Origin of the sequence: Caballeronia sp. NK8, assembly GCF_018408855.1 — a bacterium.
Taxonomy (GTDB): domain Bacteria; phylum Pseudomonadota; class Gammaproteobacteria; order Burkholderiales; family Burkholderiaceae; genus Caballeronia.
This window is the reverse complement of the sequence record NZ_AP024322.1, coordinates 306,953-322,165: the sequence shown is the minus strand read 5'-3', so window position 1 is coordinate 322,165 and position 15,213 is coordinate 306,953. Positions and strand designations below refer to the sequence as shown.

Here is a 15,213-nt window from a genome sequence, read left to right as displayed (position 1 = left end):
GCCAGGACCGGGCGGCGTCGTTCGCGTCGTCGCCCTATTCGGGAATGGTCGAGGTATCCCGCTGATCCACCGCCGCCTCCTCCGCCCGTTGCTGCTGCAACGCCCACATCTGCGCAAACATCCCACCCGCGCGCAGCAACTCCGAGTGCGTCCCCCGCTCCACGATGCGCCCATGATCCATCACGATGATCTGCTGCGCGTGCACGACCGTCGATAGCCGGTGCGCGATGATGAGCGTCGTCCGCTCGCGCGCGATCGAGTCGAGTTCGTGCTGGATCGCGCGCTCGGACTTCGAATCGAGCGCCGAGGTGGCCTCGTCGAAGATGAGGATCGGCGGGTCCTTGAGCAGCGTGCGCGCGATCGCCACGCGCTGCTTCTCGCCACCCGAGAGCTTCAGGCCACGCTCGCCGACAGGCGTGTCGTAACCCGCCGGCAACGCCTCGATGAAGTCGTGGATATGCGCCGCGCGCGCCGCCGCGATCACTTCCTCGCGGCTCGCGGAAGGACGCCCATACGCGATGTTGTAGTAGATCGAATCGTTGAAGAGCACCGTGTCCTGCGGCACGATGCCGATCGCCGCGCGCAACGAATCCTGCGTGATGTCGCGAATATCCTGCCCATCTATCCGGATGCCGCCATCCTGCGCGCGATCGAGATCGTAGAAGCGGAACAGCAGCCGCCCGAGCGTCGACTTGCCCGAGCCGCTGTGTCCGACCACCGCCGTCGTCGTGCCCGCCGGAATCGTGAAATCGACGCCATGCAGAATCGGCCGCGCTTTCTCGTACGCGAAGCTCACGTCATCGAAACGCACTTCGCCGCCGCGCACGGCAAGCGGCTGCGCGTTCGGCGCATCCGGCACTTCGCGGCCCGCGCCGAGCAGCGTGAACATGCGGTCCATGTCGGTCAGCGCCTGCTTGAGTTCGCGATACACGACGCCCAGAAAATTCAGCGGGATGTAGAGCTGCAACATGAACGTGTTGATGAGCACGAGATCGCCGAGCGTGAGACGCCCCGCCATCACGCCCTGCGTCGCGCGCCACAGAATGAAGACGAGCCCGGTGCCGATGATCATCTGCTGCCCGAAGTTGAGCATCGACAGCGAGCGCTGCGACTTGATCGCCGCCGCGCGATAGCGTTGCAGGTTCTCATCGTAACGGCGGGTTTCCCACTCTTCGTTGCCGAAGTACTTCACGGTTTCGTAGTTGAGCAGCGAATCGATCGCGCGCGAGTTCGCCTTCGAATCGAGATCGTTCATCGTGCGACGGAAATGCGTGCGCCACTCCGTCACCTTCACCGTGAACACGATATACGTGACGAGCGCGATGAGCGTGACGATCGCGTAATACGCTTCGTACTTCGTCACGAAGAACGCGAGCACGAGCCCGACTTCGACGAGCGTCGGCAGAATGCTGTAGAGCGAGTACGAAACGAGTTGCTGGATGCCGCGCGTGCCGCGCTCGATGTCACGCGACATGCCGCCTGTCTGCCGCTCGAGATGAAAGCGCAGCGATAGCGAATGCAGATGGCGGAACACTTGCAGCGCGAGCTGCCGCACGGCGCTTTCCGTGACCTTCGCGAACAGCAGTTCGCGCAACTCGGTAAAGAGCGAAGTGGAAAGCCGCGCGCCCGCGTACGCGATCACGAGCAGCCCGATGCCGCCGATCAGCACGATGCCCGGCGAATCGCTCGCGCGTCCGAGCGCGGTGAGATGCTGCACGGAAGCGAGGCTATCGACGATGCGCTTCATCACGATTGGCACGCCGAGGTTCGCGACCTTCGCGCCGATCAGACATGCGAGCGCGAACGCGACGCGCCATTTGTACGTGGTGAGATAAGGCAGCAGCGAGCGGATCGTCTGCCAGTCGTTGCGCGGGCCCTGAGCCATGGGGCCCGGCTCTGCGTTCGGGAAGCGGCGCATGAGTTCGTATCGTTCAGGCGCGCCGCGCGAGCGGAACCGGACGCGGCGTGGCCTTCAGGGGGACGTTTTTATCGTCGAAGCGGGAGCACGTCGCTGGCATGCTTTCCCGTACAATTTACTGCAAGCCCCCGGCGCCATCGAGGTCATTGCCTCGCGCCACGGGGTCATCCATAAATAGGCATTGTCGCAGAAGGTTCAAGTGGCCGCTCGTGGCCGCCGGCCTTCCCGGCGCCTTGCAAACCGGAACCTCTCCCATGGCCGACCAATCGAGTCTTCCCGAAAAACACGTCGCGCTGCGCGTCGTGCCGCAGCCCGCCGACGCCAACGTCCACGGCGACGTCTTCGGCGGATGGATCATGGCGCAGGTGGACATCGCCGGCTCCATTCCGGCGAGCCGGCGCGCGAACGGCCGCGTCGCGACCGTCGCGGTGAATTCGTTCCTGTTCAAGCATCCGGTGTTCGTCGGCGACCTGCTGAGCTTCTACGCCGATATCGTCAAGACGGGCAACACGTCCGTCACCGTGTCGGTCGAGGTGTGGGCGCAGCGCCTGAGCCTCGCCGAAGAAGTCGTCAAGGTGACGGAAGCGACGCTCACCTATGTCGCGACCGACCGCGATCGTCGTCCGCGCGTGCTGCCGTCGCTCGATTGAAGACGCGCAATCAGTGGGGCAACACGCCCTGCTGCAAGAGGCCCGGTATCGCTTCGTGCGGCATCGGGCGCGAGAACAGATAGCCCTGCATTTCGTCGCAATCGCGCTCGCGCAGGAAATCGTGCTGCGCGTGCGTTTCGACGCCCTCCGCGATCACCTGCAATTCCAGCGAATGCGCGAGCGCGATGATCGCCGCCGTGATGGTTTCGTCGTCGCCCGACGAGCCGATGTCCGCGACGAACGAGCGATCGATCTTCAGCCGATGCACCGGGAAGCGCTTGAGATACGACAGGCTCGAATAACCCGTGCCGAAGTCGTCGATCGCAATGCCGATGCCCAGCGCCGATAGCTCCGACAGCATCGTGATGGCTTCCTCGGCATTGCGCATGATCGCGCTTTCGGTGAGTTCGAGTTCGAGATAGCGCGGTTCCAGCCCGGTCTCTTCGAGCACCGACGTCACGAGCCGCGCGATGTCGCGCTGCTGGAAATGCCGCGCCGACAGATTCACCGACACGCGCGCCGGCGGCAGCCCGGCATCCTGCCACGCCTTGTTCTGGCGGCACGCCTCGCGCAGCACCCATTCCGACAGCGGCCCGATCAGGCCGCTCTCCTCCGCCACCGGAATGAACGACGCCGGCGACACCAGCCCCTGCTCCGGATCGCTCCAGCGCACCAGCGCCTCGATGCCGACGATCGAGCGCGTCGTCATATCCACCTGCGGCTGATAGTGCAGCAGGAATTCGCCATCGCGCAGCGCGCGCCGCAAACGGCGTTCGAGATTCATGCGCGCGCCGACGCTCGCGTTCATCTCCGGCTGATAGAACTGATACGTGTTGCGGCCCATGTCCTTCGCGCGGTACATCGCGAGATCGGCCTTCTTCATCACGGTTTCGGCGTCGTCGCCGTCCTGCGGAAAGAGACTCGCGCCCATGCTGCAGCCGACGTACAACTCTGTATCGTCGAGCCACACCGGCTCCGAGATCGCCGCGCGTGTGCGCTCCATCCATGCGATGAGACCGGCTTCGTCGGTGAGATCGGGCAACACGACCACGAACTCGTCGCCGCCGTGACGCGCCACCGTATCGCTCGAACGCGCCGAGCGCGCGAGCCGCTCCGCGATCACCGCGAGCAGCCGGTCGCCGACGCTGTGTCCGAGGCTGTCGTTGACGTTCTTGAAGCCATCGAGATCCATGAACACCACGGCGATCTTCGTCTCGCGCCGCCGCGCCGTCTCGATCGCGTGCTGCAAGCGGTCGCGCAGCAGATTGCGGTTCGGCAGGCGCGTGAGCGTGTCGTAATTCGCCTGATATTCGAGCTCTTCCTGATAGCGCATCAGGTCGGTCACGTCGTTGATGATGCCGATGTGATGCGTCGTCATGCCCTGTGCATTCGGCACCGGGGCGACGAAAAGCTGGTTCCAGAAGAGCGCGCCGTCCTTGCGATAGTTGCGCACCACGACGCTCGCCTCCAGATTCGCGGCGAGCGCGCGGCGAATCGCGATGAGCCCGTCCTGATCGCCGTCGGGGCCGTGCAGGAAGCGGCAGTCCTGCCCGATCACCTCGCTCGGGTCGTAGCCCGTGATGCGCTTGAACGCCGGATTCGCGTACTCGATCACGTTCGCGCCATCGACCACGCCCGTGATCAGGATCGCGTTCACGCTCGCGTCGAGTGCGCGGCTTTGCAGACGCAGCGCGAGTTCGGCGCGCTTGCGGTCGGTGACGTCGTGATACGAACCGAGCACGCCGATCGTCTGCCCTTCGCCGTCGAGCAAGGGCAGCTTGCTCGTGACCACGGTGCGCAGCTGCTCGCCCATCACGATGTCGCGCTCGAAATGCATCTTCGGCACCGTCGTGACGATGACCTCTTCGTCATCCGCGCGCACGACTTCCGCAAGCGCGCTCCACGGCAACTCGAAATCCGTCTTGCCGATGACCTGCTCGTTGTATGCCAGGCCCGCATCGCGCGCGAACGCGTTGTTGCAGCCGAGATAACGCAGGTCGCGGTCCTTCCAGAACACGCGCTGCGGAATGTTGTCGATGACCGCTTCGAGCATTTCGTTCGACCGGCGCGCCTCGGCTTCGGCGTTGATGCGATCGGTCACGTCGTTGGCCAGCATGAAGATGCCCGGACGGTTCGAATAGGTGAGCGCGTGATGCGACACATCCGCGCTGACGATCGATCCGTCCTTGCCGCGATAACGCCACACGCCCACCGCGCCCTGCCCCGATGCCGCACGCTCGCCCGTCTCGCCGCCGCTGCGCGCGAGCCGCGCGACGAAGCTGTCGAAGTCGTCCGCGTGATGCAGGTCGCGCAGTGTCATGTTCATGAACTCCGGCTCGTTGAAGCCGAAGTGCTCGATCGCGGCGTGATTCACGGCGATGAAGCGCATCGTCTCGCGATCGACGATCCACATCGGCACCGGATGCGCCTCGAACATGCCGCGAAAGCGTTCGTTGCTGCGCTGCCTCGCGCGCACGACGCCGAGCTTCTCGCGCGATTGCCGCTCGTGGCTCGCGAACAGCCAGATCAGCACGGCGCTGCCGGCGAGCATCGTGAAGACGAGTAGCAGCATCGCGCCGCTCGAGGTCTGCGCGGACTGATCGAGCGCGTTGATCGTGGCGGTATCGATGCGCGAGCGCACGGCGGCGAGTTCTTCATCGACCGCCTGCTGGTCTTCGCCGAGCGTGACGAAGGCGGCGTCGGCCCACGCGCGGGATTCTGCGGGACCGGCGGGATCGGCGCGCTTCGCGCGCTCGAATGCGAGATTGGCGTCGTGGCGCATCTCGGCGGCGCGCGCGGCGAGCGCTTCGAAAGCGCCTGTCATGCCGGGCTCCATCACGATCTGCGCGCGCAGGCCGCTTTCGAGCGCATCGAGATGCGCCTCGCGTTCCTGATGACGCGCCTCGGTTTCGGCGATGCCGGTGGCTTCGAAACGGCTCAGTTGCGTGAGCGACTCGCCGAGCGTGCCGCGATACGCCGCCAGATCGCGCAGCAGGCTCATCGAGCGCAGCGTGCGCGCATCGCTGTCGCGCCGTCCGCCGAACTGCTCGCAGGCGACGAAGGCGTTCGCGCCAAGCGCAGCCAGTACCACGGTGATGCTGACGAGCAAGCCTCTGGAGAGGAATCGAGTCATGAGCGGCGGGCTGAATCCTTTGGTGCGCGTCGGATGCACACCGGGCCGATGCGCGTCCACGCGAATGCGCGACATGAACTACGCCCACGTCGCGATTGATGGATAACGCCCAATAACGGCACCGCTCGCCCTGACTTTAGGGCTTGCCTGCAAATAATCTGATTAAAGCGCGCGCTTAACGTTTGCGACCCGCTTTGCGCACCCGGCGCTCACTCGACGAGACCGAATTCTTTCATCGCGGGCAGGAAATCGTGGTTGACCTTGTCCGTGTTGCGCGACAGCTTGGCGAGCGCGTACCGCTGGAAGCGGTCGAGCGCGCCCCAGCGATCGAGGCTCGGCGCGCTCACACCCGAGAGGCTGCTTTGCCGGATGACGGTTTCGGGCACCGCGTCCGCGTGCATCCAGACGGGATCGCGCTCGCGCTCGATCTGCTCGGGCGCGGCATTCACGTGAGTCTTCATCATCTCTTCGAGCGCGAGGTCGAAGTTCTTCTCAAGCTCGGCATCGTCCTCGACGGGGAAACGCGCGAGCAACGCGCGATCGTCGTATGGAAGCTGCTGCCATTGATCGAGCGTGATGCGTTTGCCGAAGCGATCCAGGTTGAAGCGCACGGCAAGCGGAATGAACCGAAGATTGTCAGAGGATTCGACTTCGAATCCGAACAGACGCGCGGCGTCGTAAAGTCCCATAGCGAAGCCTCGTTGGATTGAGCGGGGGTGCGCGACGCGCATCGCCTGCTTAAGTTATTGTAGGGCCTTGAATCTGGCTGGAACCATTGCAATCTAGCCGCTGTTCGCCTCGCGATACGTACGAACAGCAACGATAGCCAGCAAATCACATACCCGACTTTACTCGAAGTGAGCGGTCAGGAGCACTGAAGTGGATCAACTCGAAACCGACGATCAGCCAGGCTATGTCGAGCGGCAGGTGCGCAGGCATCGGAACAGCGACAGCGCGGTCACCGCGGACAACATCGGCCAGGAATGGCCCGTCGCGCTGGTTTTCAACGGCATCTCGCACGCGGTGATGATGTGTACGCCGCGCGATCTCGAAGCGTTCGCGGTGGGCTTTTCGCTGAGCGAAGGCATCGTCGAGCGCGGCAGCGATATCCACGATATCGAAGTCTACTTTCGCGATGACGGCGTCGCGCTGCCGCATGCCGAAGTGCATCTGCAAGTCGTGCAGCAGGCGTTCGCGTCGCTGAAGGACAAGCGCCGCGCGCTCGCCGGGCGCACGGGCTGCGGCGTGTGCGGCATCGAAAGCATCGAGTTGCTCGATCTTCAGGCCGAGCGCGTGCCGGATACCGGTTTTCTCGCGCGCCTTGCGCCCGACGCGATCGGGCGCGCCGCGCGCGAACTGCCGGCGCATCAGCATCTGACGAAGCTGACCGGCGGCTTGCACGCCGCCGCCTGGTGCGATGAAACCGGCGCGGTGCGCTGCGCGTTCGAGGACGTCGGGCGGCATAACGCGCTCGACAAGCTCATCGGCCATTTGGTTTTGCGCCGCGAGGACACGACGCAAGGCTTCGTGTTTCTGTCAAGCCGCGCGAGCTATGAACTCGTGCGCAAGTCGGCGCGCATGGGCGTGCCGATGGTCGCGACCATTTCCGCGCCGACCTCGCTCGCCATCGCGATCGCGAAGCAGGCGGGCCTGCGGCTCGTCAGCTTCGCGCGCGAGAACGGCTTCGTCGAATACGACGTCGACTGACGCCGCTTATTCGAACTGACCGAAGTTCGGCTTGCGCTTTTCGAAGAACGCCTGAAACGCTTCGCGTGCTTCGGGCGCGATCAGCATCCGCGAGAAATGCGCGGCTTCGTCTTCCATGCGCGCGGCCACTTCATGCGTCTGCGCGCCTTTCATCAGCGCCTTGGTCACGCGCAAGGATGACGCCGGCAGCATCGCCAGCCGCTTTGCCTTGTCGAACGCGTACGCATCCAGCTCGGTTGCGTCGATCGCGCCATTCACGAAGCCCATGCCGATCGCTTCGTTCACATTGAACGCTTCGCCGAGCAGAAGCTTTTCCGCCGCGCGCTGATACCCCGCCGTGCGCGGCAGCAACAGACTCGACGCCGCTTCCGGACACAGGCCCAGTTGCGCGAACGGCAACGAGAACTTCGCGTTCGGACTCGCGTAGACCATGTCGCAGTGCAGGAGCATGGTCGTGCCGATGCCCACCGCCGCGCCCGCCACCGCCGCCACGATCGGCTTCGGAAACGCGCTGATGCGCCGCAGGAACTGGAACACGGGCGCGTCGAGTCCCTTGGGCGGATCGTTCAGGAAGTCGTCGAGATCGTTGCCCGCGCTGAACGTGCTGCCGTTAGCGCGAATCAACACTGCCCGCACGGTCGGGTCCATCTCGGCTTCGTAGAGGCCGTCGGCCATTTCCTGATACATCGGCGCGGTGATCGCGTTCTTCTTCTCCGGACGATTAAGCACGATGCTCAGCACGCCGTCCGCGCGTTCGATCTGAATCTCCATCCGCTGTCTCCTTCAAGTCGGTCCGCGAGCGATGACACTCGCGGACCATCAGCCATCAAAGCCGCTCGATGATGCCCGCCGCGCCCATGCCGGTGCCGACGCACATCGTCACCATGCCGTACTTCAGGTTACGCCGGCGCAGGCCGTGCACGACCGTCGATGCGCGGATCGCGCCGGTCGCGCCAAGCGGATGACCGAGCGCGATCGCGCCGCCGAGCGGATTGACCTTCGACGCATCGAGACCGAGATCGCCGATCACCGCGAGCGCCTGCGCCGCGAAGGCTTCGTTCAGTTCGAACCAGTCGATGTCGTCCTGCTTCAGCCCTGCCGCCTTCAACGCGGCCGGAATCGCTTCCTTCGGTCCGATGCCCATGATCTCCGGCGGCACGCCGCGCACCGCGAAGCTCACGAAGCGCGCGAGCGGCGTGAGGTTGAACTGCTTCAGGATTTTTTCCGATACGACGATCAGCGCGCCCGCGCCGTCCGACGTCTGCGAGCTGTTGCCCGCCGTGACCGAGCCCTTGTTCGCGAACACGGGACGCAGCTTCGCCAGCCCTTCCAGCGTCGTTTCGCGCGGGCCTTCGTCGAGCGCGATCTCGCGCGCATTCACGCGCACTTCGCCCGATGCGAGATCCGGGAAGCGTTCGTTGAGCGTGTAGGCGGCGATTTCATCGGCGAATTCGCCTGCCTGCTGCGCCGCCAAGGCGCGCCGATGCGACTCCACCGCGAACGCGTCCTGCGCCTCGCGGCTCACCTTCCAGCGTTCCGCGACCCTTTCCGCCGTCAGGCCCATGCCATATGCGATACCCACGTCTTCATTGCGATCGAAGATATGCGGCGACAGCGACGGCTTGTTGCCCATCATCGGCACCATGCTCATCGATTCGCAACCGCCTGCGATCATCGCATCCGCTTCGCCGACGCGAATGCGGTCCGCCGCCATCGCGAGCGCGGTCAGCCCGGATGCGCAGAAGCGGTTCACCGTCACGCCGCCGACCGTGTTCGGCAGGCCCGACAGCAGCGCGCCCATGCGCGCGACGTTCAGCCCTTGCTCGGCTTCGGGAATCGCACAGCCGACGATCGCGTCTTCGATCACGCTGGTATCGAGTCCCGGCACCTGCGCGACGGCCGATCTGATCGCGTGGACGAGCAGTTCGTCCGGGCGCGTGTTCCTGAACACGCCGCGCGGCGCCTTGCCGATCGGCGTGCGGCTCGCGGCGACGATGTATGCGTCTTGAAGTTGTTTGCTCATTGCTTGCTCCGCGATTAGTTACGCACCGGCTTGCCGGTCTGCAACATGCCCATGATCCGTTCCTGCGTCTTTTGCGTGCCCAGCAGTTCGACGAACGCGCGGCGCTCCAGCGCCAGCAGCCATTCCTCGTCGACGAGACTGCCCGCTTCGACATCGCCGCCGCACACCGCTTCCGCGATGCGGCTCGCGATCAGATAATCGTGATCGCTGATGAAGCGCCCGTCGCGCATGTTCACGAGCGACGCCTTGATCGTCGAGATCGCCGAGCGGCCCGCCACCGGCACCTGCTTCACGCGCAACGGCGGCCGGTATCCCGACGCGCTCAACGCACGCGCTTCCTTCTTCGCGATATCGAGCAGTTCGTGCACGTTGAAGACGATCGTGTCGGACGGCTTCAGATAGCCCATCGCGCGGGCATCGAATGCGGACGACGAGACCTTTGCCATCGCCGCGTTCTCGAACGGCTTCTGCAGGAACTTGAGCAGGTCGCTCGTTGCATTGACGGCGCTTGCGGCTTCCGCCGCGCGCAACGCGGCCTCTTTCAGCCCGCCGCCCGCCGGCACGAGCCCGACGCCCACCTCCACGAGACCGATATAGCTCTCGACATGCGCGACGCGCTTCGCCGATTGCAGCAGCAATTCGCAGCCGCCGCCGAGCGCGATGCCCGATACCGCCGACACCACCGGCACGTTCGCGTACTTCACGCGCAGCATGCCTTGCTGGAACTTCTTCACGAACGGCTCGATGCCCTTCGCGCCGCCCATCATGAACGCGGGCATCGCTTCTTCGAGATTCGCGCCCGCCGAGAACGGGCCGCCCGGCGCGCCGAGTTGCAGTGACGTGGGCTGCCAGATCACGACGCCGCGATATTCCTTCTCGGCCAGTTCGATGGCTTGCGTGAGACCATCGATCACGCCCGGACCGATGGTGTTCATCTTCGTCTTGAACGAGACGATCACGACATCGCCCTGGTCGTCGTCGAGCCACGCGCGCACGTTTTCGGTTTCGAACAGCGTCTTGCCGTAGGTCTTCGGATCGGCGCCCGTTTCACCGACGAGCGGCGCGCGGAACACCTGCTTCTCGTAGACGGGCAGCGTCGAGCGCGGCTCGAAGCGCTTCGACTTCGGCGACCACGAGCCTTCGTTCGTGTGCACGCCGTTCTTCTCGGCGACAGGACCGTCGAGCACCCACGCGGGCAGCGGCGCGTTCGAGAGCGCGCGGCCCGCATCGATGTCTTCCTGCACCCACTTCGCGACCTGTTGCCAGCCCGCCGCCTGCCAGCTTTCGAACGGCCCCTGATTCCAGCCGAAGCCCCAGCGGATCGCGAGATCGACATCGCGCGCGTTGTCGGCGATCGATTCGAGGTGCACGGCGATGTAGTGGAACACGTCGCGGAAGATCGCCCACAGGAATTGCGCCTGCTTGTTGTCCGTTTCGCGCAGGAGCTTGAAGCGCTCGGCGGGCGGACGCTTCAGAATCCGGCCGATGAGTTCTTCGGCCTTCGCGCCGCCGTCGACGTACTGCGCTGTCTTCGGATCGAGCACCTTGATCGCACGGCCTTCCTTGCGATAGAAGCCCGCGCCGGTTTTCTGGCCGAGCGCGCCCGCCTTTACCAGGGCTTCGAGCACGGGCGGCGTCTTGTAGACGGAGAAGAACGGATCGTCGGGCAGGTTGTCCTGCATCGTCTTGATGACGTGCGCCATCGTATCGAGTCCGACGACATCCGCCGTGCGGAACGTCGCGGACTTCGCGCGGCCGAGTCGCGCGCCGGTGAGATCGTCCACTTCGTCGAAGCGCAGGCCGAAGTTCTCTGCTTCGGCGATCACCGCGAGAATCGAAAACACGCCGACGCGGTTTGCGATGAAATTCGGCGTATCCTTCGCGCGCACCACGCCCTTGCCGATCACGCTCGTCAGGAAGGTTTCGAGCTGATCGAGAATCTCGGGCTTCGTGGATGCGGTCGGAATCAGTTCGACCAGATGCATGTAGCGCGGCGGATTGAAGAAGTGCACGCCGCAGAAGCGCGATTTCAGTTCATCGGAGAAGCCGTTCGACAGTTCCGTGATCGAGAGGCCCGATGTGTTGCTCGCGAAGATCGCGTGCGGCGCGAGATGCGGCGACACTTTCTTGTAGAGATCGTGCTTCCAGTCCATGCGCTCGGCGATGGCTTCGATCACGAGATCGCACTCGGCGAGCTTCGCGATGTCGTCTTCGTAATTCGCCGGTTCGATGTATTGTGCGTCGTCCTTTACGCCGAAAGGCGCGGGCGACAGCTTCTTCAGATTCTCGATGGCCTTCAGCGCGATGCCGTTCTTCGGGCCTTCCTTGGCGGGAAGATCGAAGAGCAGGACGGGCACGCGGGCGTTGATCAGATGCGCGGCGATCTGCGCTCCCATCACGCCTGCGCCGAGCACGGCGACTTTGCTGATGTTGAGGGTGCTCATGGGTTAGCCTCCGGTTTTTGTTTCGTTTTGCTTCGCGGTTGTTCGTTTGCTTGCGCTGGTTCGTTTGCTTGCGCTGGTCGTTTGCTTGCGCTTTCGCGGAATCCTGAGTTCGTGTCGGTCTATTAGCACTGCCCCTGTGCGGGGCGGCAGTCACTTTCTTTGCTGCTGCAAAGAAAGTAACCAAAGAAAGCAGCTCGATACGCCCGCGGTCACACGCAATTTGGGTATCCTTCTCCTCACCCGTGGCCTCTGTAGCGAGTGCCCTCATAGGCCACATCCGGCTTGGACCGCGCACGGTCTGCCACATCGCGCCGCGTGCGTGCCTGGTTCAGCACCAAATAGCTCCGGCCCGCTTCGCGGCCGACCGGTCAATCGGGTCTGCTCGTGCTTCTGTGCTAACACCTCCATCTCGCTGCATCGGCGCTTCGTCGGTTTCCCTTGCGTACCCAACGGCAGCGCGTAGCGCTGTGCCGGAACTCTTTCGTGCTGGACCAGCACGCTGTACGTTCTAGCTCGTCAGACCGTGCGCGGTCCAAGCCGGGTGAGTCCTACGAGGGCACTCGCTACTGAGTCCACGAACAACGAGAATAGTGGCCAAATTGCGTGTGACCGCGGGCGGCTCGAGCTGCTTTCTTTGGTTACTTTCTTTGCAGCAGCAAAGAAAGTGACTGCCGCCCCGCACAGGGGCAACGCTCATAGACCGACACGTTCACGGGATCCGGCGAAAGTAAGAAGCTCAGAACAACGCCTCATCGAAATCCATCATAGGCTTGGCGCCGGCACGCGCGGCACGAATAGTCGAAGCGGTCTCAGGCAAGAGCTTGGCGAAGTAGAACCGCGCAGTGGCCAGCTTGGCCTTATAAAACGCATCACCAGACGCAGCGCGGTCGAGGGCAACGCGCGCCATCCGCGCCCAGAAGTACGAGTACACCAGATGCCCAACCGTACGCAGATACGGCACAGCCGCAGCCCCAACCTCATCGGGATTCTGCATGGCCTTCATGCCGATCTCCATCGTGAGCTTCTGCACCTTCTCGCCGATATCCGCGAGCGGATTGATGAACTCCTGCATCTCCGGCTTCACCCCTTCCTGCTCGACGAAATCAGAAACGAGCTTGCCGAAGCGCTTCAGCTTCGCGCCCATGTCGCCGAGAATCTTGCGGCCAAGCAAATCGAGCGCCTGAATGGAATTCGTGCCCTCGTAGATCATGTTGATGCGCGCATCGCGGACGTACTGCTCCATGCCCCATTCGGAAATGAAGCCATGACCGCCATAGATCTGCATCGCCATGTTGGTGCCTTCGAACGCGTTGTCCGTCAGGAAGGCCTTGATGACCGGCGTGAGCAGCGCGACAAAATCCGCAGCCTCGCGACGCGCTGATTCGTCTTCATGCGAAAGCTCCTTGTCGATATTGAGCGCCGCCCAGTACGTGAACGCGCGGCCCCCTTCGGCATAAGCCTTCTGCGTGAGCAGCATGCGGCGCACGTCCGGATGCACGATGATCGGATCGGCGGCCTTTTCCGGCGCCTTCGGGCCGGTGAGCGAGCGCATCTGCAGACGCTCCTTCGCATACACGAGCGAGTTCTGATACGCGACTTCGGTGAGTCCAAGCCCCTGCATCCCGACGCCCAGACGCGCCGCGTTCATCATCACGAACATTGCGTTCAAGCCCTTGTTCGCCTCGCCGACAAGCCAGCCCTTCGCGCCGTCGAGATTCATCACGCAGGTCGCGTTGCCGTGGATGCCCATCTTGTGCTCGATCGAACCGCACTTGATGTCGTTGCGCGCGCCGATCGCGCCGCTCGCATCGGGCACGAACTTCGGCACGATGAACAGCGAAATGCCCTTCGTGCCTATCGGCGCGCCCGGCAGACGCGCGAGCACCAGATGAACGATGTTCTCGGCCATGTCGTGCTCGCCGCTCGAAATGAAGATCTTCGTGCCAGTGAGTGCGTACGAGCCGTCCGGATTCGGTTCGGCCTTGGTGCGCAGAATGCCGAGGTCCGTTCCGCAATGCGGTTCCGTGAGGCACATCGTGCCGGTCCATTCGCCCGACACGAGTTTCGAAAGATAGGTCGACTTCTGCTCCGGCGTGCCGTGCGCGTGCAGGCATTCGTACGCGCCGTGCGAAAGTCCCGGATACATCGTCCAGGCCTGATTCGCCGAGTTGAGCATTTCGTAGAGCGCGTTGTTCACGAACGCGGGCAAGCCCTGGCCGCCGTACTCGGGGTCGCAGCCGAGCGCGGGCCAGCCGGCGTCGATGTACTGGCGGTAAGCCTCCTTGAAGCCGGCGGGCGCCTTCACGACGCCATCGCCCTCGTACGTGCAGCCTTCGCGGTCGCCGCTCTGGTTGAGCGGGAACACGACCTCGGAGCAGAACTTGCCGGCTTCCTCGAGCACCTGATTGATGGTGTCGGCGTCGAGGTCGGCATGCTTCGGCATGCTCTTCAATTCAGCTTCGACGTTCAGCAGTTCGTGCAGCACGAATTGCATGTCGCGAAGGGGGGCGGCGTACTGTCCCATGAGTCTCTCCAGTTTCTCAAGCTTCTGGTTGCGCGCCGCCGAACCCTTCTCGATTCGAACGGCGCCGCTAACGGCTGTCGGTTGGTTGTGAAGTCAGGTTCGTCGTCGCATTCGCCGTCGGCTGCGGCATGCCGGTCGGGGCGAGCGCATTCGACGTCTGGTACGAGACGATCGTCTTCTCCAGCGCGTCCCGCGTCAGTTGCACCGCCTCCGGCAAATGCAGGAAGCGCGCGTCGTGATGCAGGCCGAGCGTAAAGCTGTACAGCTCGAAAAGCATCAGATGCGGGTCCGTCTCCGGCTTCAGATGCCCTTCGTCCTTCGACTGGCGAATCGCGCGCAACAGCGCTTCCCGCCACATGCTCACGCTGTGCACGAGCTGCTCGCGCACCGCGCTCGCGGCGCGGTCGTCGTACTCGACCGCTCCGCTGATGTAGATACAACCCGTGGTCACTTCCTGGATGCGTTTCTCCATCCAGCGATTCATCATCGCGCGCAATCGCGGCAGACCGCGCGCCTCGCGCAGGCTCGGGAAGAACACTTCGTCCTCGAAGCGCCGGTGGTACTCGCGCACCACTTCCACCTGCAAATCCTCGCGCGACCCGAAATGCGCAAACACACCGCTCTTGCTCATCTGCATACGCTCGGCCAACAGGCCGATCGTCAGCCCTTCCAGCCCGTCCCGACTCGCCAGCTCCAGCGCTGCGTCGAGAATCGCGGCCCGCGTCTGTTCGCCTTTTCGCATGATGTCCCTACCGTTCTTATGTGACCCGTAAAATCGAACGGCCGTTCTATTATTGTGGCCGAACTCTGATGA

Annotated in this window: 10 protein-coding genes; 2 read left to right on the top strand and 8 right to left on the bottom strand. The window is 63.8% G+C overall.

Translation table 11 applies throughout. The features are described from left to right. Window positions 1-34: 34 nt before the first annotated feature. On the bottom strand, window positions 35-1,918 hold the full coding sequence (locus NK8_RS01545; protein WP_213226955.1) for an ABC transporter ATP-binding protein/permease: 1,884 nt from the start codon (window positions 1,916-1,918) through the stop codon (window positions 35-37). Between the two features lie 254 nt (window positions 1,919-2,172). Here NK8_RS01545 and NK8_RS01540 point away from each other — a divergent pair, with 254 nt between their 5' ends. Next, window positions 2,173-2,568 (top strand): acyl-CoA thioesterase, encoded by a 396-nt coding sequence (locus tag NK8_RS01540; RefSeq protein WP_061172768.1) that lies wholly within the window; start codon window positions 2,173-2,175, stop codon window positions 2,566-2,568. A 10-nt stretch (window positions 2,569-2,578) separates the two neighbouring features. Here the strand turns inward: NK8_RS01540 and NK8_RS01535 are convergent, their stop codons facing one another. Both NK8_RS01535 and NK8_RS01530 read right to left on the bottom strand, forming a co-directional pair. Next, the gene (locus tag NK8_RS01535; RefSeq protein ID WP_213228433.1) at window positions 2,579-5,701 is read right to left on the bottom strand and encodes an EAL domain-containing protein; all 3,123 of its coding nucleotides are present in this window, start codon (window positions 5,699-5,701) and stop codon (window positions 2,579-2,581) included. 209 nt (window positions 5,702-5,910) lie between these two features. Then, window positions 5,911-6,390, bottom strand: a complete 480-nt coding sequence (locus NK8_RS01530) for a nitrate reductase associated protein (RefSeq protein WP_162064840.1) — start codon at window positions 6,388-6,390, stop codon at window positions 5,911-5,913. A gap of 190 nt (window positions 6,391-6,580) precedes the next feature. Between NK8_RS01530 and fdhD the strand changes: the two genes are divergently transcribed. After that, window positions 6,581-7,408 carry a formate dehydrogenase accessory sulfurtransferase FdhD gene (gene fdhD / locus NK8_RS01525; RefSeq protein WP_213226953.1) on the top strand — a complete coding sequence of 276 codons (828 nt, stop codon included), beginning with the start codon at window positions 6,581-6,583 and terminating at the stop codon, window positions 7,406-7,408. Between the two features lie 6 nt (window positions 7,409-7,414). Here the strand turns inward: fdhD and NK8_RS01520 are convergent, their stop codons facing one another. From NK8_RS01520 to NK8_RS01500, 5 genes are all read right to left on the bottom strand, one after another. Beyond that, the gene (locus NK8_RS01520; protein WP_213226951.1) at window positions 7,415-8,179 is read right to left on the bottom strand and encodes an enoyl-CoA hydratase; all 765 of its coding nucleotides are present in this window, start codon (window positions 8,177-8,179) and stop codon (window positions 7,415-7,417) included. Between the two features lie 55 nt (window positions 8,180-8,234). Further along, a complete protein-coding gene (locus NK8_RS01515; protein ID WP_213226949.1) occupies window positions 8,235-9,431 on the bottom strand; it encodes an acetyl-CoA C-acyltransferase in 1,197 nt (398 codons plus the stop codon). Window positions 9,432-9,445: 14 nt separating this feature from the next. Continuing rightward, window positions 9,446-11,875, bottom strand: coding sequence for a 3-hydroxyacyl-CoA dehydrogenase/enoyl-CoA hydratase family protein (locus NK8_RS01510; protein ID WP_213226947.1), 2,430 nt, complete (start codon window positions 11,873-11,875; stop codon window positions 9,446-9,448). A 736-nt stretch (window positions 11,876-12,611) separates the two neighbouring features. Further along, window positions 12,612-14,399 (bottom strand): acyl-CoA dehydrogenase C-terminal domain-containing protein, encoded by a 1,788-nt coding sequence (locus tag NK8_RS01505; RefSeq protein ID WP_213226945.1) that lies wholly within the window; start codon window positions 14,397-14,399, stop codon window positions 12,612-12,614. A gap of 67 nt (window positions 14,400-14,466) precedes the next feature. Next, window positions 14,467-15,141, bottom strand: a complete 675-nt coding sequence (locus NK8_RS01500; protein WP_162064834.1) for a TetR/AcrR family transcriptional regulator — start codon at window positions 15,139-15,141, stop codon at window positions 14,467-14,469. Window positions 15,142-15,213: the final 72 nt, after the last annotated feature.